22 protein-coding genes and 2 pseudogenes are annotated in these 19,103 nt (G+C 66.5%); 17 read left to right on the plus strand and 7 right to left on the minus strand.

Going from position 1 to position 19,103, the window contains the following annotated elements; genetic code table 11:
* The first annotated feature begins 1 nt into the window (after window position 1).
* The 12 genes from CKW46_RS08070 (at window position 2) to rplO (ending at window position 6,449) form a co-directional block, all read left to right on the plus strand.
* Entirely contained in the window at window positions 2–880 is an 879-nt protein-coding gene (locus CKW46_RS08070; protein ID WP_117435235.1) for a formylglycine-generating enzyme family protein, read from the plus strand.
* Between the two features lie 129 nt (window positions 881–1,009).
* Window positions 1,010–1,948: a DUF4436 domain-containing protein gene (locus CKW46_RS08075; protein WP_117435236.1), complete on the plus strand. Its 939-nt coding sequence runs from the start codon at window positions 1,010–1,012 to the stop codon at window positions 1,946–1,948.
* Between the two features lie 250 nt (window positions 1,949–2,198).
* Window positions 2,199–2,567, plus strand: a complete 369-nt coding sequence (rplN, locus tag CKW46_RS08080) for a 50S ribosomal protein L14 (RefSeq protein WP_015354694.1) — start codon at window positions 2,199–2,201, stop codon at window positions 2,565–2,567.
* Window positions 2,568–2,891: a 50S ribosomal protein L24 gene (gene rplX / locus CKW46_RS08085; protein WP_011739070.1), complete on the plus strand. Its 324-nt coding sequence runs from the start codon at window positions 2,568–2,570 to the stop codon at window positions 2,889–2,891.
* The gene (gene rplE, locus CKW46_RS08090; protein WP_012392949.1) at window positions 2,888–3,460 is read left to right on the plus strand and encodes a 50S ribosomal protein L5; all 573 of its coding nucleotides are present in this window, start codon (window positions 2,888–2,890) and stop codon (window positions 3,458–3,460) included. Before rplX ends, rplE begins: the two co-directional genes overlap by 4 nt.
* Before the next feature lie 4 nt (window positions 3,461–3,464).
* Window positions 3,465–3,650, plus strand: coding sequence for a type Z 30S ribosomal protein S14 (locus CKW46_RS08095; protein WP_011739072.1), 186 nt, complete (start codon window positions 3,465–3,467; stop codon window positions 3,648–3,650).
* A gap of 76 nt (window positions 3,651–3,726) precedes the next feature.
* Window positions 3,727–4,125, plus strand: a complete 399-nt coding sequence (rpsH, locus tag CKW46_RS08100; protein ID WP_011739073.1) for a 30S ribosomal protein S8 — start codon at window positions 3,727–3,729, stop codon at window positions 4,123–4,125.
* A gap of 10 nt (window positions 4,126–4,135) precedes the next feature.
* Complete coding sequence (gene rplF, locus CKW46_RS08105; RefSeq protein WP_117435237.1) at window positions 4,136–4,675, plus strand: 50S ribosomal protein L6; 540 nt, start codon at window positions 4,136–4,138, stop codon at window positions 4,673–4,675.
* A 41-nt stretch (window positions 4,676–4,716) separates the two neighbouring features.
* A complete protein-coding gene (rplR, locus tag CKW46_RS08110; protein ID WP_020788552.1) occupies window positions 4,717–5,085 on the plus strand; it encodes a 50S ribosomal protein L18 in 369 nt (122 codons plus the stop codon).
* Window positions 5,086–5,122: 37 nt separating this feature from the next.
* Complete coding sequence (gene rpsE, locus CKW46_RS08115; protein ID WP_012392951.1) at window positions 5,123–5,797, plus strand: 30S ribosomal protein S5; 675 nt, start codon at window positions 5,123–5,125, stop codon at window positions 5,795–5,797.
* On the plus strand, window positions 5,794–6,012 hold the full coding sequence (gene rpmD / locus CKW46_RS08120) for a 50S ribosomal protein L30 (protein ID WP_011739077.1): 219 nt from the start codon (window positions 5,794–5,796) through the stop codon (window positions 6,010–6,012). Before rpsE ends, rpmD begins: the two co-directional genes overlap by 4 nt.
* Window positions 6,009–6,449, plus strand: coding sequence for a 50S ribosomal protein L15 (gene rplO / locus CKW46_RS08125; RefSeq protein WP_011739078.1), 441 nt, complete (start codon window positions 6,009–6,011; stop codon window positions 6,447–6,449). The genes rpmD and rplO overlap by 4 nt, the downstream gene beginning before the upstream one ends.
* A gap of 67 nt (window positions 6,450–6,516) precedes the next feature.
* Here rplO and CKW46_RS08130 read toward each other — a convergent pair whose 3' ends face one another.
* Window positions 6,517–7,443, minus strand: a complete 927-nt coding sequence (locus CKW46_RS08130; RefSeq protein WP_117435238.1) for an LLM class flavin-dependent oxidoreductase — start codon at window positions 7,441–7,443, stop codon at window positions 6,517–6,519.
* Between the two features lie 86 nt (window positions 7,444–7,529).
* Between CKW46_RS08130 and sppA the strand changes: the two are divergent.
* A pseudogene (gene sppA / locus CKW46_RS08135) lies at window positions 7,530–9,331 on the plus strand (signal peptide peptidase SppA).
* Here the strand turns inward: sppA and CKW46_RS08140 are convergent.
* Genes CKW46_RS08140 through CKW46_RS08150 form a run of 3 tightly spaced genes read right to left on the minus strand, consistent with a single transcriptional unit; the run spans window position 9,215 to window position 12,136 of the window.
* Window positions 9,215–10,243 (minus strand): class I SAM-dependent methyltransferase, encoded by a 1,029-nt coding sequence (locus tag CKW46_RS08140; protein ID WP_482053043.1) that lies wholly within the window; start codon window positions 10,241–10,243, stop codon window positions 9,215–9,217. The pseudogene sppA and the gene CKW46_RS08140 sit on opposite strands and share 117 nt — an antisense overlap.
* A 19-nt stretch (window positions 10,244–10,262) precedes the next feature.
* A complete protein-coding gene (locus CKW46_RS08145) occupies window positions 10,263–11,165 on the minus strand; it encodes a class I SAM-dependent methyltransferase (protein ID WP_117435239.1) in 903 nt (300 codons plus the stop codon).
* Window positions 11,162–12,136, minus strand: coding sequence for a class I SAM-dependent methyltransferase (locus tag CKW46_RS08150; RefSeq protein ID WP_117435240.1), 975 nt, complete (start codon window positions 12,134–12,136; stop codon window positions 11,162–11,164). The genes CKW46_RS08145 and CKW46_RS08150 overlap by 4 nt, the downstream gene beginning before the upstream one ends.
* Before the next feature lie 228 nt (window positions 12,137–12,364).
* Here CKW46_RS08150 and CKW46_RS08155 point away from each other — a divergent pair, with 228 nt between their 5' ends.
* Complete coding sequence (locus CKW46_RS08155) at window positions 12,365–13,138, plus strand: SDR family NAD(P)-dependent oxidoreductase (RefSeq protein ID WP_117435262.1); 774 nt, start codon at window positions 12,365–12,367, stop codon at window positions 13,136–13,138.
* Window positions 13,135–14,368: pseudogene (locus CKW46_RS08160) on the plus strand (zinc-dependent alcohol dehydrogenase). Before CKW46_RS08155 ends, CKW46_RS08160 begins: the two are co-directional and overlap by 4 nt.
* An 8-nt stretch (window positions 14,369–14,376) precedes the next feature.
* Here the strand turns inward: CKW46_RS08160 and CKW46_RS08165 are convergent.
* Window positions 14,377–15,057, minus strand: coding sequence for a class I SAM-dependent methyltransferase (locus CKW46_RS08165; protein ID WP_041298846.1), 681 nt, complete (start codon window positions 15,055–15,057; stop codon window positions 14,377–14,379).
* A gap of 73 nt (window positions 15,058–15,130) precedes the next feature.
* Between CKW46_RS08165 and CKW46_RS08170 the strand changes: the two genes are divergently transcribed.
* Window positions 15,131–15,991 (plus strand): helix-turn-helix transcriptional regulator, encoded by an 861-nt coding sequence (locus tag CKW46_RS08170; RefSeq protein WP_041298848.1) that lies wholly within the window; start codon window positions 15,131–15,133, stop codon window positions 15,989–15,991.
* A 23-nt stretch (window positions 15,992–16,014) separates the two neighbouring features.
* Here the strand turns inward: CKW46_RS08170 and CKW46_RS08175 are convergent, their stop codons facing one another.
* Entirely contained in the window at window positions 16,015–16,671 is a 657-nt protein-coding gene (locus tag CKW46_RS08175) for an L-fuculose-phosphate aldolase (protein WP_117435241.1), read from the minus strand.
* Window positions 16,668–17,657 carry an NAD(P)-dependent oxidoreductase gene (locus CKW46_RS08180; protein WP_117429510.1) on the minus strand — a complete coding sequence of 330 codons (990 nt, stop codon included), beginning with the start codon at window positions 17,655–17,657 and terminating at the stop codon, window positions 16,668–16,670. Before CKW46_RS08180 ends, CKW46_RS08175 begins: the two co-directional genes overlap by 4 nt.
* 30 nt (window positions 17,658–17,687) lie before the next feature.
* Between CKW46_RS08180 and CKW46_RS08185 the strand changes: the two genes are divergently transcribed.
* On the plus strand, window positions 17,688–19,046 hold the full coding sequence (locus tag CKW46_RS08185; RefSeq protein ID WP_117435263.1) for a xylulokinase: 1,359 nt from the start codon (window positions 17,688–17,690) through the stop codon (window positions 19,044–19,046).
* Window positions 19,047–19,103 lie beyond the last annotated feature (57 nt).

Here is a 19,103-nt window from a genome sequence, read left to right on the forward strand (position 1 = left end):
TGTGCTGACCGAATTGGTTGACCTGCCGGGCGGATCGTTTCGCATGGGGTCGACGAGCTTTTACCCGGAGGAAGCGTCGATCCATAGCGTGTCCGTGCACGCATTCGCGATCGAGCGCTACCCGGTGACCAACGCCCAGTTCGCGGAGTTCGTGGCGGCGACGGGCTATGTGACGGTTGCAGAGCAGCCCCTTGACCCCGCGTTGTATCCGGGGGTCAATCCGGATGACCTACGTCCGGGTGCGATGGTGTTTCGTCCCACCGCGGGACCGGTCGACCTACGTGACTGGCGTCAGTGGTGGGATTGGGCGCCCGGCGCGAGCTGGCGTCATCCGTGGGGGCCGGACAGCGACGTCGACGACCGGGCCGATCACCCGGTGGTGCAGGTGGCCTATCCGGACGCCGTGGCCTACGCGCGGTGGGCGGGTCGTCGGCTACCGACCGAGGCCGAGTGGGAGTACGCGGCCCGCGGTGCCACCACCACCTACGCATGGGGCGACGAAGAGAAGCCCGCCGGACAACTGATGGCCAACACCTGGCAGGGCAAGTTCCCCTACCGCAACGACGGAGCACTCGGCTGGTTCGGGACCTCGCCGGTGGGAACCTTTCCGGCCAATGGGTTCGGCCTGTTCGACATGATCGGCAATGTCTGGGAGTGGACCACAACCCCGTTTTCAGCGCATCACCGCATCGATCAGCCGCCCAAGGCGTGCTGCGCACCGGCCGGGCCCGCCGATCCGACCATCAGCCAGACCCTCAAGGGTGGTTCGCACCTGTGCGCGCCCGAGTATTGCCACCGCTACCGGCCGGCGGCCCGTTCGCCGCAGTCCCGGGACACCGCGACCACCCATATCGGATTCCGCTGCGTGGCAGATCGCTAGCCGGCAACCGGACCGGTCGCGAACTGATTTGGAAACGCCGCCGCAAGGCACCCCGGTTGCTACGATCTGTCACCGTGTCTCGTGACGGGGGCTCGGCCGCATCAGTGCCATCTCCGGCGGTAACCGCGGATGGCAGATAACAACGCTGCGCCGGGTGCGGCCGCCGCCCCGGATCCACCGGCGAATGCCCGGCCCAAACCCAAGCACATGTCGCGGCGCAAGCACCTCGTGCTCGACACCACAATCATTGTGGGCGTCATCGTCGTCTACATCTTTTCGCTGGTCGGTTACCACTGGCTGGCCAGCACGCCGGGGCCGCTGCCCAAACCCGACGTCGGCACCACCGACGACACGGTGGTCCTGGTCCGCTTCGAGGCGCTGCATACCGTTGCAAATCGCCTCGATGTGAAAGTTCTGGTGATGCCCGACGATTCGATGATCGACCATCGGCTCAACGTGCTCACCGTGGACACCTCGGTGCGCTTCTACCCGGAAAATGAACTGGGCGACCTGCAGTACCCGGTGGGCAAGTCACCCGCACAGGTAGCCACCACCATCGAAGCGCACGGCGACCCCGGTAACTGGCCATTCGACCGGTACACCACCGACACCATCCAAGCCGATGTCCTGGTGGGAACCGGTGAGAACCGTCAGTACAAGGCCACCCGGGTGGAAGTGACCGGATCGCTGGAGGGCTGGGACATCAGCGTCGAGCGGGTAGGGGACGTCAGTCAGACCTCCGACCGCCCCGACAACGTCATCGTGACCTTCCAGCGGGCCAAGGGGCCGCTGGTCTTCGACCTGGGCATCTGCCTGGTCCTGATCACCCTGCCGACGTTGGCCTTGTTCGTCGCGATCCAGATGATCACCCGCCGGAGAAAGTTTCAGCCACCGTTCGGCACCTGGTATGCGGCGATGCTGTTCGCCGTGGTGCCGTTGCGCAACATCCTTCCGGGTTCTCCGCCCGCGGGTGCGTGGATCGACCAAGCCATCGTCATCTGGGTGCTAATTGCGCTGGCCACGGCCATGGTGGTGTACGTTGTCGCCTGGTATCGCGTGTCTGAATGAGCCGCTGCAAAGCCGGCCACAGTGCAAATTTGGCTCTGAGCAGCTCGTCCCCTAAACTCTAGGGGTTGCCTTGGGCAGACCTCGGCCGGTGCGTACAAGCCCCAAAGCTTGTCGGCTGGCCCCGCGTGCCCTTCGGTAACGAAAGACCGCGCATGTCAGGTTTGTGGTGGGCCTTGTCCGTTGAGGCTCGCTTAGGCCCATTTGGGCTGCATTCCTGCTGTGCACACGTCCACCCGAGTCAGGAGATCTAGTGATTCAGCAGGAATCGCGGCTGAAGGTCGCCGACAACACCGGCGCCAAGGAGATCTTGTGCATCCGCGTGCTCGGCGGATCGTCGCGACGCTACGCCGGGATTGGTGACATCATCGTCGCCACCGTCAAAGACGCCATCCCGGGCGGCAACGTCAAGCGCGGCGATGTCGTCAAAGCCGTTGTGGTGCGCACCGTCAAGGAGGGCCGGCGTCCCGACGGCAGCTACATCAAGTTCGACGAGAATGCCGCCGTCATCATCAAGCCGGACAACGACCCGCGCGGTACCCGCATCTTCGGCCCGGTGGGTCGCGAGCTGCGCGAGAAGCGGTTCATGAAGATCATTTCGCTCGCCCCGGAGGTGTTGTAGATGAAGGTCCACAAGGGCGACACCGTGCTGGTTGTTTCCGGCAAAGACAAAGGCGCCAAGGGCAAAGTCCTGCAGGCCTACCCGGAACGCAACCGGGTGTTGGTCGAGGGTGTCAACCGAATCAAGAAGCACACCGCGATTTCGACCAACCAGCGTGGTGCAAAGTCGGGCGGGATCGTTACCCAGGAAGCGCCGATCCACGTCTCCAACGTGATGGTCGTCGACTCCGATGGCAAGCCCACCCGGATCGGCTACCGGGTCGACGAGGAGACCGGCAAGCGGGTCCGTATCTCCAAGCGCAATGGCAAGGACATTCAGGCATGAGCACTACTGATAGCGCAGTGAAGATTCCGCCGCGGCTCAAGGAGCGCTACCGCAGCGAGATCCGCGATGTGCTGCACAAGCAGTTCGGCTACGGCAACGTCATGCAGATCCCGACCGTCACCAAGGTCGTGGTGAACATGGGAGTCGGCGAGGCCGCGCGGGACGCCAAGCTGATCAACGGCGCGGTGAGCGACCTGGCACTGATCACCGGTCAGCGCCCGGAGATCCGCAAGGCCCGCAAGTCCATTGCGCAGTTCAAACTGCGTGAGGGCATGCCCGTGGGCGTGCGGGCGACGCTGCGTGGCGACCGGATGTGGGAGTTCCTCGACCGGCTCACCTCGATCGCGTTGCCGCGTATTCGTGACTTCCGCGGTTTGTCGCCCAAGCAATTCGACGGTGTCGGCAACTACACCTTCGGGCTGGCTGAGCAGTCGGTGTTCCACGAGATCGATGTGGACAAGATCGACCGTGTCCGCGGTATGGACATCAACGTTGTCACCTCGGCGACGACCGACGAGGAAGGACGAGCGCTGTTGCGGGCCCTCGGCTTTCCGTTCAAGGAGAACTGAGCAGATGGCGAAGAAGGCACTGGTCAACAAGGCCGCACGCAAGCCCAAGTTCGCGGTGCGCGGCTACACGCGATGCAGCAAGTGCGGCCGCCCCCGTGCGGTGTTTCGCAAGTTCGGACTATGCAGGATCTGCCTGCGCGAGATGGCTCACGCAGGTGAGCTGCCCGGCGTGCAGAAGAGCAGCTGGTAAAAAGACCAACCCCCAGATACAGGTGCGCGGTAGGCCCTGACCGGGAACCGCCGCGAGGAAGGGTACAGACGCTGTCATGACCATGACGGACCCAATCGCAGACTTCTTGACTCGTCTGCGTAACGCCAATTCGGCGTACCACGACGAGGTGAGTTTGCCGCACTCCAAGATCAAGGCCAACATCGCCCAGATCCTCAAGAACGAGGGCTACATCAGCGACTTCCATACCGAAGACGCGCGAGTTGGCAAATCGTTGATCGTTCAACTCAAGTACGGGCCGAGCCGGGAACGCAGCATCGCCGGTTTGCGGCGGGTGTCCAAGCCCGGGCTGCGGGTCTACGCCAAGTCCACCAACCTGCCGCGGGTACTCGGCGGCCTGGGTGTGGCGATCATTTCGACCTCCTCAGGCTTGCTGACCGACCGCCAGGCAGCCAGACAGGGCGTGGGCGGCGAAGTCCTCGCGTACGTGTGGTGAGGGAGTAACCATGTCGCGTATTGGTAAGCAGCCGGTTCCGGTTCCCACCGGAGTCGACGTAATGATCGAGGGACAGAAGGTCTCGGTGAAGGGGCCCAAGGGCGCCCTGGACCTGACGGTCGCCGAGCCGATCACGGTGTCGCGCAACGATGATGGCGCGATCGTGATCTCCCGCCCCAACGACGAGCGGCGCAACCGTTCGTTGCACGGGTTGTCACGCACCCTGGTCTCCAACCTGGTGACCGGCGTGACTGAGGGATACACCACCAAAATGGAGATCCACGGCGTGGGTTACCGCGTGCAGCTCAAGGGCGCCAACCTGGAGTTCGCACTCGGATACAGCCACCCCGTTGTGATCGAGGCGCCCGAAGGCATCACCTTCGCCGTCCAGGCGCCGACGAAATTCACGGTCTCTGGGATCGACAAGCAGAAGGTCGGCCAGATCTTGGCGAACATCCGCCGGTTGCGCCGTCCCGACCCGTACAAGGGCAAGGGCGTGCGTTACGCAGGCGAGCAGATCCGCCGCAAGGTCGGAAAGACAGGTAAGTAGTCATGGCGCAAACACAGGCTGACACCGCCGCGCGGAAGCCGGTGGGGCAGAGCGTATCCGCTACCCGCCGGGTTTCCCGGCTGCGCAGGCACGCACGGCTGCGCAAGAGGATCGCCGGCACCCAACAACGTCCGCGCCTGGTGGTGCACCGGTCCGCTCGGCACATCCACGTGCAGTTGGTGAACGACGCCAACGGCACCACCGTGGCCGCCGCCTCATCGATCGAAACCGATGTGCGTGGCCTGGATGGAGACAAGAAAGCCCGCAGTGTTCGGGTGGGCCAGTTGATCGCCGAGCGCGCCAAGGCCGCCGGTATCGACACCGTGGTATTCGACCGCGGCGGGTACACCTACGGCGGACGGATCGCGGCGCTGGCCGATGCCGCGCGCGAGAATGGATTGAAGTTCTGATGACTGGGAACCTGAACAACACTGGAAGGACCGCATAATGGCGGAGCAGTCGGCCGGTGGGCAAGGAGCCCCTGAAGGCCGCGACAGCCGCGACTCACGCGAAGGCCGCGGCCGGCGCGACGGTGGCCGCGGTGGCCGCGACAGCGACAAGAGCAACTACTTGGAGCGTGTGGTTGCGATCAACCGCGTCTCCAAGGTGGTCAAGGGTGGTCGGCGATTCAGCTTCACCGCCCTGGTCATCGTCGGTGACGGCAACGGGATGGTCGGTGTCGGCTACGGCAAGGCCAAAGAGGTCCCGGCCGCGATCGCCAAGGGCGTCGAGGAGGCTCGCAAGGGCTTCTTCCGGGTGCCGTTGATCGGCGGCACCATCACCCATCCGGTGCAGGGCGAGGCGGCCGCCGGTGTGGTGCTGCTGCGTCCGGCCAGCCCGGGTACCGGTGTGATCGCCGGTGGCGCTGCGCGCGCCGTGCTGGAATGCGCCGGCGTGCACGACATCCTGGCCAAGTCGCTGGGTAGCGACAACGCGATCAACGTGGTGCACGCCACCGTTGCCGCGCTGAAGATGCTGCAGCGTCCCGAGGAAGTGGCGGCCCGACGCGGACTGCCCATCGAGGACGTTGCCCCGGCCGGAATGCTCAAGGCGCGCCGCGAAAGCGAAGCGCTGGCCGCCGCTGCTGTACGCGAGGCCCAAACTTCGGGGGCACAACCATGAGTGAAGCAACCAATCAGCTCAAGATCACCCAGGTGCGCAGCACCATCGGGGCGCGCTGGAAGCAGCGCGAGAGCCTGCGCACCCTGGGCTTGCGCCGGATCCGCCACACGGTGGTCCGCGACGACAACGCGCAGACCCGCGGGCTGATCGCGGTGGTGCGCCACCTCGTCGAGGTGGAGCCCGCCCAGAATGGCACCGGAGGTAAGGCACAGTGACCATCAAGCTGCACGATCTGCGCCCGGCGCCCGGATCGAAAACCCCGCGGACTCGCGTGGGTCGCGGTGAGGGCTCCAAGGGTAAGACCGCGGGCCGCGGTACCAAGGGCACCAAGGCGCGCAAACAGGTTCCGACGACGTTCGAGGGTGGGCAGATGCCCATCCACATGCGGCTGCCCAAACTCAAGGGTTTCCGTAACCGGTTCCGCACCGAGTACGAGATCGTCAATGTCGGCGACATCGCTAGGCTGTTCCCCGAGGGCGGCACCGTCGGTGTCGACGAGCTGGTCGCCAAGGGAGCGGTTCGCAAGAACTCGCTGGTGAAGGTGCTCGGCGACGGCAAGCTGACCGTCAAGGTCGATATCACCGCGCACAAGTTCAGCGGTAGCGCCCGGGAACAGATCACCGCCGCCGGCGGATCCGTCACCGAACTGTAGTACCGCGAGCAGACGCTCAATCGCACAACGCCACGGCGATTTGTGCGATTTCGCGTCTGCTCGCGAGCTAGCGCAGCCGCGGAATGACCTCCGCGGCGAGGCGCTCCATCTGCTCGTGGTTCTGCCCGACATCGGGGCCCACGGGATTGAGCAACAGCGTTTGCGCCCCCGTGGCGATCACCTCAGCCAGCCCGCGGGTGACGTCGTCGGGAGTGCCCGCCACCGCCACCGCATCCAGGCCGCCCATCTTTCCGTAGATACTGCGCAAACCCGCCAGCACGCGCTCGCGGGCCCGCTCGGGGTCGTCGTCCACCATCAGATAGACCCGTTTGCCGATAGTGAAGCCGGCGGGATCGCGGCCTTGTTCGGCCAGTTCGTGACGCAGTGTGGTCACCGCCGTGGCGAAGTCGGCCGTCGTCGAGGAGCCCGCGCCCAGGAATGCGTCACCGTGCCGGACCGCCCTGGCCAGGGCCTTGGGCGCGCGCCCGCCGAACCAGATCGGAGGGTGCGGGCGTTGCACCGGCTTGGGCTGGATGGGCAGGTCATCGACATCGCGGAAGCGGCCATGGAACCTCACCCGTGGCTCATCGGACCAGGCCGCCTTCATCAACTGCAGGCCCTCGGTGAAATAGCTGACATGGGTGGCGCGGTCCACCCCGAAAGCCGCGAACTTGCGTGAACCGCCGCCGGCCGCGACGCCGAGGTCGAGGCGGCCGTTGCTGAGACGGTCCACGGCGGTCACAGACGAGGCCAATTGCAGCGGATCGTGCAGGGACGTCACCAACACGGCGACCCCCAGCCGAAGCCGATTGGTGCAGGCAGCGCAGTATGCCAGTAGCTCTAGCGGTGCCAGCAGCGGCGAGCTGCCGATGATCTGCTCGAGTACCCACCCGCCCTCGAACCCGAGTTCCTCGGCGCGGGCGAGATAGGCGCGTAGTCCTGCGGCGTCAAAGCCGTCGGTGTCGAGTTGGGGGATCGCTATCGAAAACCTCACCTCGCCACCGTACGACGTGCCCAGGGGCCCGGTACCCAGGCCGATGGGCCACGATGCCGGGGCCTGGCCATCGGTACGCTAAAAATATGTTCGCCTTTCTGCCCTTCCTGCCCAGCTTGTCGAGTGTGGGGGACGACGTGCGCGCACTGGCCGAACGCGTCGACACCGCCCGTCACCACGGGGTACCCAACGGCTGCATCCTGGAATTCAACCTGCGCACCATGCCGGCGGAGAGCAACGGTTTCGACCCGTTTTTGATCATCTCCGGGGGCGGCCGGCCGATGGCGCTGCGCGATGCTGTTGCGGCGCTGCACCGCGGTGCCGAGGACCCTCGGGTCGGTGGCCTGATTGCCCGGGTGCAGCTTCCACCGGCGCCGATCGGGGCGGTTCAGGCACTTCGCGAGGCGATCGCGGCGTTTAGCGCCGTGAAACCGTCGGTGGCCTGGGCCGAAACGTATCCGGGTACGTTGTCCTACTACCTGGCGACGGCGTTTCGGGAGATCTGGATGCAGCCCTCCGGGGAGGCCGGGCTGATCGGCTTTGCCAGCAACGCGATGTTCCTGCGCGATGCGCTCGACAAGGTGGGCATCGAAGCCCAGTTCGTGGCGCGAGGCGAATACAAGTCGGCGGCAGACCTTTTCACTGAGGACGGTTACACCGACGCCAACCGTGAAGCCGTCACCAGGATGCTGGAAAGCCTGCAAGACCAGGTGTGGCAGGCGGTCGCCCAATCGCGCCAGATCGACGCGGGTGTACTTGATGGACTGGCTGACAAGGCTCCGCTGCTGCGGGATGAGGCGCTGTCCTCCGGTCTGATCGATCGGATCGGATTCCGCGACGAGGCCTATGCCAGGATCGCGGAATTGGCTGGCGTGGAGGGTGTTTCGCCGGAATCGATCGACACCGCAGACAAACTGCCGCGAATGCATCTGGCGCGCTATGCCGGCACCGCCAGGCCGCGTCTGGCGCCGCCCGTGCCGTCGATCCCGGGGCGCCGGGGCAAGCCCACGATCGCCGTTGTCAGCGTCGAGGGGCCGATCGTCAACGGCCGGGGTGGCCCACAGGGGTTGCCGTTGGGTCCGTCCAGCGCCGGTGGCGACACCATCGCATCGGCATTGGGTGAGGCGGCGGCCGACGACGAGGTGTCGGCGATTGTGTTGCGGGTGGACAGTCCCGGCGGCTCGGTCACCGCGTCGGAGACCATCTGGCGTGAGGTGCAGCGGGCCCGCGACCGGGGCAAGCCGGTGGTGGCCTCGATGGGCTCGATCGCGGCCTCCGGCGGCTACTACGTATCGATGGGTGCGGATGCAATCGTCGCGAATCCGGGCACGATCACCGGTTCAATCGGAGTGATCACCGGCAAGCTGGTGGCCCTGATCTGAAGGATCGGCTGGGCGTTGGGTCAGAGACGTTGCGCACCAACGCCAATGCTGACGCCTGGTCGATAGACGCACCATTTACCGACGAGCAGCGCGCCCGACGTGAGGCCGAGGCAGACATGTTCTACACCGATTTTGTGGAACGCGTAGCCCGGGGCCGCAACCTTCGCACCGAAGACGTGGATGCGGTTGCCCGAGGGCGAGTTTGGACCGGTGCCGATGCACTGGAGCGGGGCTTGGTCGACGAGCTCGGCGGCTTTCGCACCGCGGTCCGACGCGCCAAGGTGCTGGCCGGCCTGGATGAGGACACCGAGGTCCGCCTGGTCGGCTATCCGGGCTCGTCGCTGCTGGATCTGCTGTGGCCGCGCGGGTCGTCTCGGCCGGTGGCGGCCTCAGTGCCCGAAGCCGTGGGCGCGCTGGTTGTCCGCTCGGTGGCCGGCGCCGTCGGACAGGTGGAGCAGACGTTGACCGGGGCCAACGTGTTGTGGCTGGGGCGGTCGCGGTTCTAGCCGGTCAGGGCGGCGCTGATGAAGATGATTTCGCCGAGCGGGTCGTCGTCGGAGGGGGGCGGGAACGGCCATGCCGTTGCGCTCGAAAAGCTCGCTTCGGGTCACGCCCTCGGCGTCCCAGCCCTTGGCGCGCAGATAGTCGACGACGTGATTGCGCGCGCCGGTGTAGACCAGCGACGACATGTCGATGTCCAAACCATGGTCGCGAAACGGACCTGACATCTGCCGCGCCCGGTCGACATCGAAATCCACAATGCCGGGCACGAATTCGGTAGCCACGGTGCTGCCCGGCGCGCTGAGCGCGGTGATGTTGTCGAACAACCGGTCTTGGGCCTCGGGCGGCAAGTAGATCAGCAGGCCTTCGGCCAGCCACGCCGTGGGTGCCGTGGTGTCCAGGCCGGCTGCCCGCAGCGCCACCGGCCAGTCCCCACGCAGATCGATGGGGATTGCGCGCCGGGTTGCCCTGGGTTCGGCGCCGAGGTCGGCCAGAACATTGGTCTTGAATTCGATCACCTGAGGTTGATCGAGTTCGTAGACCACGGTGTCGGCCGGCCACGGCAACCGGTATGCGCGGGCATCCAGCCCCGACGCGAGGATCACCGCCTGCCGGATCCCGCTCTTGATGGCGTCGCCGAAGTAGTCGTCGAAGTGCTTGGTGCGTACCGCCATTCCGTCCACCATCGCCTGGGCCTTTGCCGACGAAACATTCTGCAGGACACTCAGATCGAACTCGCCGTCCATCATCTTGATGAAAAAGTCGACACCGACGGCGCGCACCAGCGGTTCGGCGAACGGATCGTCGATCAAACCACGGGGATCCCTCGATGCCATCGCCCGGCCCGCGGCGACCATGGTGGCGGTGGCGCCGATGCTGGAGGCCAGATCCCATTTGTCATCGTGCGTGCGTGCCATGTCGGTCCTATCTCAGGTTCTACTTGCGGATCCCGGTGACGTAGCTCATCCCGCCGAACAGCGCCATCATCTCATCGTCGGGCGGCTCAAACCCATTGTGTGCGTGCATCTCTTCAAACGTTCGGGCCCGCACCCGCCATCCGTGGTCGGCAAGGTAGTCGATGACGGTGTTGTGGTCGCCATGGTAGATCAGCTCGGCCATGTCCAGATCCAGCCCCATCCGGCGCCAGCGTTCGGAAAGCCGCTGTGCGCGCGGCCCGGAGAAGCCGTTGGGGTCGGGGAAGTGCTCGGTGGCGACCTGGCTTCCCGGCGTGCTGAGCTCGGCGATGTTGTCGAACAGCCGATCCTGGGCCTCGGGCGGCAGATAGACCAGCAGGCCCTCGGCGATCCATGCGGTCGGTTGCCCGGCGTCGAAACCGCGCTGCCGCAGCGCGCTCGGCCAATCCTCGCGCAGGTCGATACCGATTGGCCGATGGTCGGGGCAGGGGAGTGCGCCGAACTCGGCCAGCGTGCGCGTCTTGAACTCGATCACTTGCGGTTGGTCAATTTCGTAGACCGTCATGCCCGATGGCCAGTTCAATCGGTAAGCCCTGGTGTCCAGACCTGACGCCAGGATCACCGCCTGGCGGATACCGCCCGCACCGGCAGCAGTGAAGAAGTCATCGAAATACCTGGTGCGCACCGCGATCTGTTCGTTTAGCGACCGGGGGCTTGACGGCGGATCGTCGACCGCGGTGTCACCATCGATCATGCGAACCAACGGCTGCAGCCCCACCGCACGGACGAGCGGCTCGGCGAGCCGGTCGTCGAGCAGCGCATCGGGTCCCCGGGAGGCCCGTGCCCGCGAAGCCGCGACCATCGTCGCCGTCGCTCCCACGCTGGACGCCGGATCCCAGCTGTCCGCGTCCGTCCGCCGGTTCATGGCGCCGGGTCCGGCCGGGGCGTCGTGTAGAGGGTGCCACTGACGTAGAGCATGTCTACCGAGGGGCCGTCGTCGTCGACCGCAGCCGGTGCAAGTCCGTTTGCCGCGCGCAGTTCAGGCAACGGGGTGCTGGTCAAGAGCCAACCGCGGTCCGAGAGGTAGGGCACCGCCTCGTTGCGGTCGCCGAAATAGACGAGTCCGACCATGTCGACGTCGAAACCATGAGCGCGCCAGCGCGCGGAGACCTCTTGCATGCGCTCTTTGATCTGTTCCTCTTCGCCCGGATCCACACTGCTCAGGCATTCGGCGGCCAGCCGGCTGCCGGGGGCGCTGAGTTCGGTGACGGTGTCGAGCAGCCGGTCCTGGGCCTCCGGCGGGAGGTATCCCAGTAGACCTTCGGCGCTCCATGCGGTCGGCTGGTTCGGGTCGAAACCGGCGGCGCGCAACGCCGCGGGCCAGTCTTCCCGCAAATCGACGGCCACCACTCGGCGGTCTGCGGTGGGGGCGGCCCCCAGATCGGCCAGGGTGCGGGATTTGAAATCGATCACCTGCGGCAGATCAATCTCGTAGACCACGGTCTGGGGCGGCCATGGCAACCGGTATGCGCGGGCGTCCAGTCCCGAGGCGAGGATGACGACCTGCTCGAGGCCGGCCCGCGTCGCATCCAGGACGAAGTCGTCGAAAAATCTGGTGCGTACCGCCATGTTGTCGGCAACGTCGCCGATGGGGCCAAGCGGGCGTTGGGGATCGTCATCGAGGTCGGCAACGTTGAATTCGCCGGTCGCCAGCCGGGTCAAGAGGTCCACTCCGACGGCTCGCACCAATGGTTCGGCGTAGGGATCGTTGATCAGCGGGTTCTCGGTACGGGTAGCCATCGCGCGGGCGGCGGCCACCATGGTCGCGGTCACCCCGACACTTGATGCCAAATCCCAGCTGTCGCCGTCATACCTGGTGGAACCGGTGGAGGTCATATGGTGCCCCGTTCGCAGCTAGTGGTTCAGCCCCGTCAATATTTAGATAGTTTAACAAGCTTTCGGGCGGTCGGCGTTGGCGCTGGACCGGGCAAAGATCCGGTGGCTGGCACCGCGCGGTCCTGCCATCACACCGGTCAACCAGGTGCCGCGATCGGATCCACTTTCCTGCCTAAACCGTCCCCGGGCTGAGTTCGCACGCGGCAACTTGGAGGCATGTCGTACACGATGGCCGGCCGGCGGGTATTGATCACGGGTGCATCGTCCGGGGTCGGCGCGGCCCTGGCCAGAATGCTGGCCGCCCGCGGCACGACGGTCGGGTTGATCGCCCGTCGGCGCGACCGGCTCGAGGAGGTCCTGGCCGATTGCCGCAAGACCTCGCCGCAATCGGTGATGTGGGTGGCTGATCTCTGCGACACCGCCGGGGCCGCCCGGCTGGCTCTGCAAGCCTGGCAGGCGATGGGCGGCATCGACGTGCTGATCAACAACGCCGCGATCCCGAAACGTCGGGAAGTGAGCGCGTTGCGGCCGACCGAGGTGGAGCAGGTCATGGGGGTCAACTTCTTTGCCCCGATGCGGATGACCCTGGCTTTGTTGCCGCGGATGTTGGCGCGCGGATCGGGCACCATCGTCAACGTGTCCAGCGTCGGCGGTTGCCTCGGCATCATTCATGAATCAGCCTATTGCGCAAGTAAGTTCGCGCTGTGCGGCTGGAGTGAGTCGATCGCGGTCGACCTGGCGGGAAGCGGTGTCTCGGTAAGACTGATCCAGCCTGGTCCCGTCGACACCGAAATCTGGGACCGGCCCGACAATGAGGATCCGCTCTACCGCGGGCCCAAGGTTCCGGCCGACTTGGTGGCCGAGGGCATCATCGCGGCCATCGGCAGCGACTGCTTCGAGCACTACCTGCCCGAGATGATGGCTTTGAAGGACATCGTGGATGCCAAGAATGCCGACCTCGATACGTTTCTCACCGCCGCGGCGGCCATGACCTGGCAATGAAAGCCCTGGTTTACAGCGTAGCCCCCGAGCCATTCGAGATCGATGAGCCGGCGAACCCGTTGGCGTGCAACCTGGCCCGCACCCCGACGGCGCTGCGCGAGCTGGCAGATCCACGGCCGCTGCGACCGGATTGGGTGATCACCCGGCCGCGGCTGACGGGCATCTGCGGGTCTGACTCCAAGCAGATCCTGCTCGACTTCGGCGAGCAGGACGCCGACAACGCCTTGGCCGCCTTCTGCTCGTTCCCGCAAGTCATGGGCCACGAGGTGGTCGCCGACGTGGTGGAGCTGGGGCCCGAGGCGGGTGGGCTCGAAGTCGGTCAGCGGGTGGTGCTCAACCCGTGGCTGTCGTGCCGGCCACGGGGGATCGAACCACCGTGCCCGGCCTGCCAAAGCGGTGACTACAGCCTGTGCTGGAGCTTCACCGACGGTGGCATCCAGCCGGGCATCCATACCGGGGTGTCGGCGGACGTAACCGGCGGATACGCCGAACTGATGCCCGCCCACGACAGCATGCTGTTTCCGGTTCCAGGGCCAATTAGCGACGAGGCGGCGGTGTTCGCCGATCCGTTCTCGGTGTCCCTGCATGCGATAATCCGCCATCCGCCGCCGCGATCCGGCCGGGTGCTGGTCTACGGCGCGGGATCACTCGGGTTGTGCGCGATCGCGATCCTGCGGGCGCTGTACCCGGACGTGGCGGTGGCCGTGGTGGCACGGTTTGCCGCCCAGGGCGAGCTGGCCGGCCGCTTTGGCGCCGACAAAGTCGTGGCTCACGAACCGCGGCTGGCGATCATCGAGGAGTTGGTCGCCTGGGGCGGTGGCCGGCTACGGCAGGCTCTGCTGGGCTTGCCGATGGCGCACCCCGGGGCCGTCGACGTCGTGTACGACACGGTGGGCAGGCCAGAGACGTTCGAGGTAGGAGTGCGGGTCCTCAACTCGCGCGGGACCCTGGTCAAGGCCGGCGTTCACGCGCCGGGGCGGTGGGAGTGGAGTCCGCTGTATTTCAAGGAGATCAGGCTGGGTCGGTTCCAACGCGTTCGGCGTCGAGGAGGTCGAGGGGGTGCGCAAGCATGCCATCGCCCACTATTTCGACCTGGTCGCCGACGACCGGCTGGACTTGCGGAGCATGCTCACCCATACCTTCGCGCTACCGCAATGGCGCGACGCCTTCCTGGCGATTGCGAACCAAGGCGAAAGCGGAGCGGTGAAGGTGGCCTTCGATCAACGTTGACCGAGGCCTCAGGCGCACGGGCGGGTGGCGCGGTAGTAGACGAGCCGGCTGAGCAGCGGGTGGCGTTGGGCGCCGACCTCGGCGACGTCGAACCCGGCGGTATCCAGCAGGCGTCGAATCCCATCGCCCAGGTTGCCCGCTACATGGAGGTTGTGCCTGATGAAGCGCGACGCCAGGCCGTCATGGGCGGACATGTCGCCGCCGACATCGACCAGATGCAGCCGGCCACCGGGCCGCAGCACCCGAAATGCTTCCGCCGCCGCAGCGGATTTAGCGTCCTCATCCAGATGGTGCAGCATCATCGAGGACAGCACCCGGTCGAACTCGCCGTCGGCATAGGGCAGCCGCTGAGCGTAGCCCTGGTCGAAACGAACTCCCTCGACATTGCCCGTCTTGCGTTGCGCGCGCTGCAGCGCGCGCGGGTCGGGATCGGATCCGATCACCTCAGCCCGGGGTTGAGCGCGCTTGGCTTTGATGGCGAGGTTCCCAGTGCCGCAGCCGATTTCCAGGATGCGACCACAGTCGGCGAGTTCGGCCTGGGTGATCAGCGTCCGATGGATCTTGTTCATGCCCAGCAGGCGGGACAGCAGGTCATACGCGGGAAGCAGCGCATCATGGCCGGCCGCGGGCAAGTAGTCGCGGGATTCGCCGCTGTGCTGGAGACCGAAACGTGGATGATGATTGGTCATACATCCAATTGTGTAGGCTTGATAGGAAACAAGATTTGGCAATCTTTGTTGAAACTTGGACTATCTTTGGCGCATGGCCCAGGCCGCACGGCTGATCCAGCACCGCAGTGGGGTACCCATCTATGGATATCGCACCGACCCGGATATTCCACGGGTGTCGGTGCTGCGGCCCGGACCTGAGGATCTGGGCGACCGCGCTCGTCACATCCACGACTTCCCTGCGCTGTGGTACGTACCCGCAGCCGGGCTGGTGTACATCGCCGCTGCCGGTCAGGTGCTCGAGCCCACGCAATTCGGGTCCCTCCAGGCTGGGGTTGCGATGTTTTTCGATCCTGCCGCCCTCGGCGGGGACGGAGGGTCGCCCTGGCCGTCGTGGCGGACGCATCCGTTGTTGTTCCCGTTTCTGCACGGACACTCGGGCGGGATCCTGAGGCTGGAGGTGCCCGCGGCCCGACGATCGACGTGGGATGGTGCGATCGCGGCGATCGAAGCGGAGTTGACCACGCGTCAGCAGGGCTACGGCCAGGCCGTTACGGCGCACCTCACGCTGCTGCTCATCGAACTCGCCCGCCTCGCCCGCGACGTGGTCGGGGACTTGCGGCGCAGCGGCGAACCGCTACTGGCCGAGGTGTTCGAGGTGATCGACCGGCGCCACGCCGAGCCGTTGTCGCTGCGCGACGTGGCGGCCGAGGTCGGCATGACGCCAGGACACCTGACCACGATCGTGCGTCGCCGCACCGGACGCACCGTGCAGGAATGGATTATCGAGCGCCGCATGGCCCAGGCGCGCGAGCTATTGGTCGCCACGGACCTTGCGGTTGGCGAGGTTGCCAGACGGGTGGGGATCTCCGATCCCGGCTATTTCAGCAGACTGTTCAGCAGAGCGCATGGCACCTCACCGCGGCAGTGGCGGGCGCTACCGCCCCGGCACTGATCCCGCCGGCGCCCCACGGCGGGCTACATCGGATTGGCGCGTAGATACGCGTACACGCCGGCGAAGTTACGGTTCACGTCTTCGGGAATGGGTACCGGACCGCCGAGAGCTCGGGCGCCCCAGACGATTTGGGCGGTGCGCTCAACCAGTGCCGTGACGTGCAGCACCTTGTCGGGGCGGGGCCCGACGGCCACCAGTCCGTGGTTGGCGATCAACGCGGCGGCGCGGCCCTGCAACGCTGCAACCGCGTTGCGGCCGACCTCGGGTGTTCCGGATGCGGCGTATTCGGCGCAGCGAACGTCTCCGCCGCAGTAGACCGCGAATTCGTCGATGCAGGCCGGAATCGGTTGGTGCGCGATGGCGAACATGGTCGCCCATACCGGGTGACTGTGGATGACGCTGCCGATGTCGTCGAACGCCTGGTAACACGCCAGGTGCAGGTGCATCTCGGTTGAGGGCGCGCGCCCGGCTTTGGCATGCAGCACCGTGCCGTCGGCGTCGACCTGCACCAGGTCGTCCAGCGTCATGTCCGCATAGTCGACCGCGGAGGGCGTTATCACCAGGTTGCCGTCCGCGCACCGCGCGGAGATGTTGCCGGCCGTTCCTTCCACCAGGCCGCGGCGCAGCATGTCCTTGGCCGCCGTCAGCACCGCGACCTGGGCGTTGTCAACGAATTTCACCGGGCCAGCACCTCCGGGTTGAGGATATGGGTGGGTCTGGTTCCGGACAGCAATGCTTGCAGACCGTCGGCGACCATCTGCGCCTGTCGCGCCTCGGTGTTCCAGGTGGCCCCGCCGATATGGGGAGTCAGCACGACATTGGGCATGCTGGCCAGTGGGTGATCGGTCGGCAGCCATTCGCCGACGAAATGGTCCAGGCCGGCGGCGGCGACCTTGCCGGCGCGCAGGGCCTGCACCAGTGCGTCGGTGTCGTGCAATTGGGCCCGCGCCGTATTGAGGAAGACGGCGCCGTCGCGCATCGATGCGAATTGTTGCGCGCCGATCATGCCGACGGTGTCGTCGGTGACCGGCGCATGCAGGGAGACGATGTCGGACTCGGCCAGCAGCTCCGCCAGACCGTGTCGCGCGTCCGCGCAGTACGGATCGTGCGCGATGACCCGCAGGCCCAGGCCGGTCAGCCGCCACGCGGTGGCACGGCCTACCGCCCCCAGGCCCACCAGCCCGGCGGTGCGCCCGGCGATTTCCCAGCCGCGGAATCGCTGATAGGGGATGGTTCCGTCACGAAAGATATTGCCGGATCTGACGTCTGCGTCCGCGGTCAGCAGGTGGCGGGTGCTGGCCAGCAGCAGTGCCACCGTCATCTCGGCGACCGCATCGGCGTTGCGGGCCGGCGTGTTGAGCACCGGGATGCCGGCCGCGGTGGCCCCGGCGATGTCGACGTTGTTGGGATCCCCGCGGGTGGAGAAGATGGCGCGCAAACCCAGCTGCAACACCGCTCCGCTGACCGAATCAGCCTCCACCACAACAATGTCGACAGACTCGCTGGTGATCCGCTCGGCCAGTTGCTCGGCGCTGTAGATGCGCAGCGGGCCCCCTTCGAGCCCGCCTATCCATGGGTCATAGACGACGTCCACCAGTTGCCGGAGTTTGTCCAAGCCGGAACCGCGAAGCGGGGCCGTCACCAGTGCGCGCGGTCGAGACCTCACGGGTGTCCATGCTGGCGTACCGTGGCGCCCGTGTCACGTGAAGACGCCACAATCGGCATCGACATCGGCACCACCGCGGTCAAAGCGGTGGTTGCCGACGCCGATGGCAACGTGACCGCTCGGCTGCGGATTCCACACCAGTTGCGGGTTGGTGCGCCCGACCAACTCGAGCACGACGCCGACCAGGCGTGGCGGCGGGGCCCGCTGACGGCGCTGGAGCGGCTGGCCGGGCCCAACATACGGGCGGTGGCCGTGTCGGCGATGGTGCCGTCGATGACCGCGGTCGATTCCGGCGGTGTTCCCATCACGCCCGGACTGCTCTACGGCGACAGCAGGGGCTGGGTACCCGGGGCAGCCAACCAGCGCGCCCAACCGCTGCCGTCGGTGGGCGAAGCCGCGCAGTTTCTGCGTTGGACCGCCGCACAAGCACCCGAGGCGGCGGGATACTGGCCCGCGGCGGCGGTGGCCAACTACGCGATGTCGGGCGAACCGGTGATCGACTTCGCCACCGCGATTACCAGCCTTCCCCTGTTCGACGGGACGGGCTGGAATCCCCAGGCGTGTGCGGACTGTGGTGCCAGCGCCGATCGGATGCCGCGGGTCGAGACGTTCGGCACCGCGGTCGGCCAGGTACACGGCACCGATGCGGTGCTGGGGGCCGGCGGCATCGATGCGGTGTGCGAGCAGATCGTGGCCGGAGCCGACCACCACGGCGATGTACTGGTGCTCTGCGGCACCACCCTGATCGTGTGGACGACCATCTCCGGGTCCCGTCAGGTGCCGGGCCTGTGGACCATTCCCCACACCGCCCCCGGGAAAAGTCAGATCGGCGGCGCCAGCAACGCCGGGGGCCTGTTCTTGAGTTGGGTCGACCGCGTTACCGGCTCCGCCGATCGCGACGGCGAGCAGGACCGGGTCGATCCGCGGCGGGTGCCGATCTGGTTGCCCTACATACGTGGTGAGCGCACACCGTTCCACGATCCCGATCGGCGGGCGAGTCTCGAGGGGCTCGACCTCACGCAAGGCGCCGCGGCAGTGCGGCGGGCGGCCTACGAGGCGTCGGGCTTCGTCGTCCGGCATCTGGTCGAGCTCAGTGGCGCGCCGGTGTTGCGCATCGTGGCATCCGGTGGCGGTACGCGTGTGCGGCCCTGGATGCAGGCCATCGCCGATGTCACCGGGCGGCCGGTACACGTCTCGGCCGTGGCCGAGGGGGCCGCGCTGGGGGCGGCCTTCCTCGCGCGGATGGCGGCCGGTCTGGAATCGTCAATCGCCGACGCCGATCGCTGGGCCCGCACCGATCGCATCGTGGAACCGCGCCCCGACTGGGTGGGCCCCACCAAGGACCGCTATCGCCGATTTCTCGAGCTCAGTGGATCACCACTGGCCTGAGTCGGCCCGCTAAAGCCAGTGCCCGCCAAGGTGGTTGGTGACGGGGCGGGGGTGGCC

This window comes from Mycobacterium liflandii (assembly GCF_022354805.1).
Classification (GTDB): domain Bacteria; phylum Actinomycetota; class Actinomycetes; order Mycobacteriales; family Mycobacteriaceae; genus Mycobacterium; species Mycobacterium marinum.

What these genes read in the sequence shown, in the direction of transcription:
- CKW46_RS08150 (WP_117435240.1), bottom strand. Translation starts at nt 12,136, where the DNA reads ATGACCTCCACCGGTTCCACCAGGTATGACGGCGACAGCTGGGATTTG.
- CKW46_RS08170 (WP_041298848.1), top strand. Translation starts at nt 15,131, where the DNA reads ATGGCCCAGGCCGCACGGCTGATCCAGCACCGCAGTGGGGTACCCATC.
- rplF (WP_117435237.1), top strand. Translation starts at nt 4,136, where the DNA reads ATGTCGCGTATTGGTAAGCAGCCGGTTCCGGTTCCCACCGGAGTCGAC.
- CKW46_RS08155 (WP_117435262.1), top strand. Translation starts at nt 12,365, where the DNA reads ATGGCCGGCCGGCGGGTATTGATCACGGGTGCATCGTCCGGGGTCGGC.
- rplE (WP_012392949.1), top strand. Translation starts at nt 2,888, where the DNA reads ATGAGCACTACTGATAGCGCAGTGAAGATTCCGCCGCGGCTCAAGGAG.
- rpsH (WP_011739073.1), top strand. Translation starts at nt 3,727, where the DNA reads ATGACCATGACGGACCCAATCGCAGACTTCTTGACTCGTCTGCGTAAC.
- CKW46_RS08145 (WP_117435239.1), bottom strand. Translation starts at nt 11,165, where the DNA reads ATGAACCGGCGGACGGACGCGGACAGCTGGGATCCGGCGTCCAGCGTG.
- rpsE (WP_012392951.1), top strand. Translation starts at nt 5,123, where the DNA reads ATGGCGGAGCAGTCGGCCGGTGGGCAAGGAGCCCCTGAAGGCCGCGAC.
- CKW46_RS08140 (WP_482053043.1), bottom strand. Translation starts at nt 10,243, where the DNA reads ATGGCACGCACGCACGATGACAAATGGGATCTGGCCTCCAGCATCGGC.
- rpmD (WP_011739077.1), top strand. Translation starts at nt 5,794, where the DNA reads ATGAGTGAAGCAACCAATCAGCTCAAGATCACCCAGGTGCGCAGCACC.
- CKW46_RS08095 (WP_011739072.1), top strand. Translation starts at nt 3,465, where the DNA reads ATGGCGAAGAAGGCACTGGTCAACAAGGCCGCACGCAAGCCCAAGTTC.
- CKW46_RS08165 (WP_041298846.1), bottom strand. Translation starts at nt 15,057, where the DNA reads ATGACCAATCATCATCCACGTTTCGGTCTCCAGCACAGCGGCGAATCC.
- rplX (WP_011739070.1), top strand. Translation starts at nt 2,568, where the DNA reads ATGAAGGTCCACAAGGGCGACACCGTGCTGGTTGTTTCCGGCAAAGAC.
- CKW46_RS08075 (WP_117435236.1), top strand. Translation starts at nt 1,010, where the DNA reads ATGGCAGATAACAACGCTGCGCCGGGTGCGGCCGCCGCCCCGGATCCA.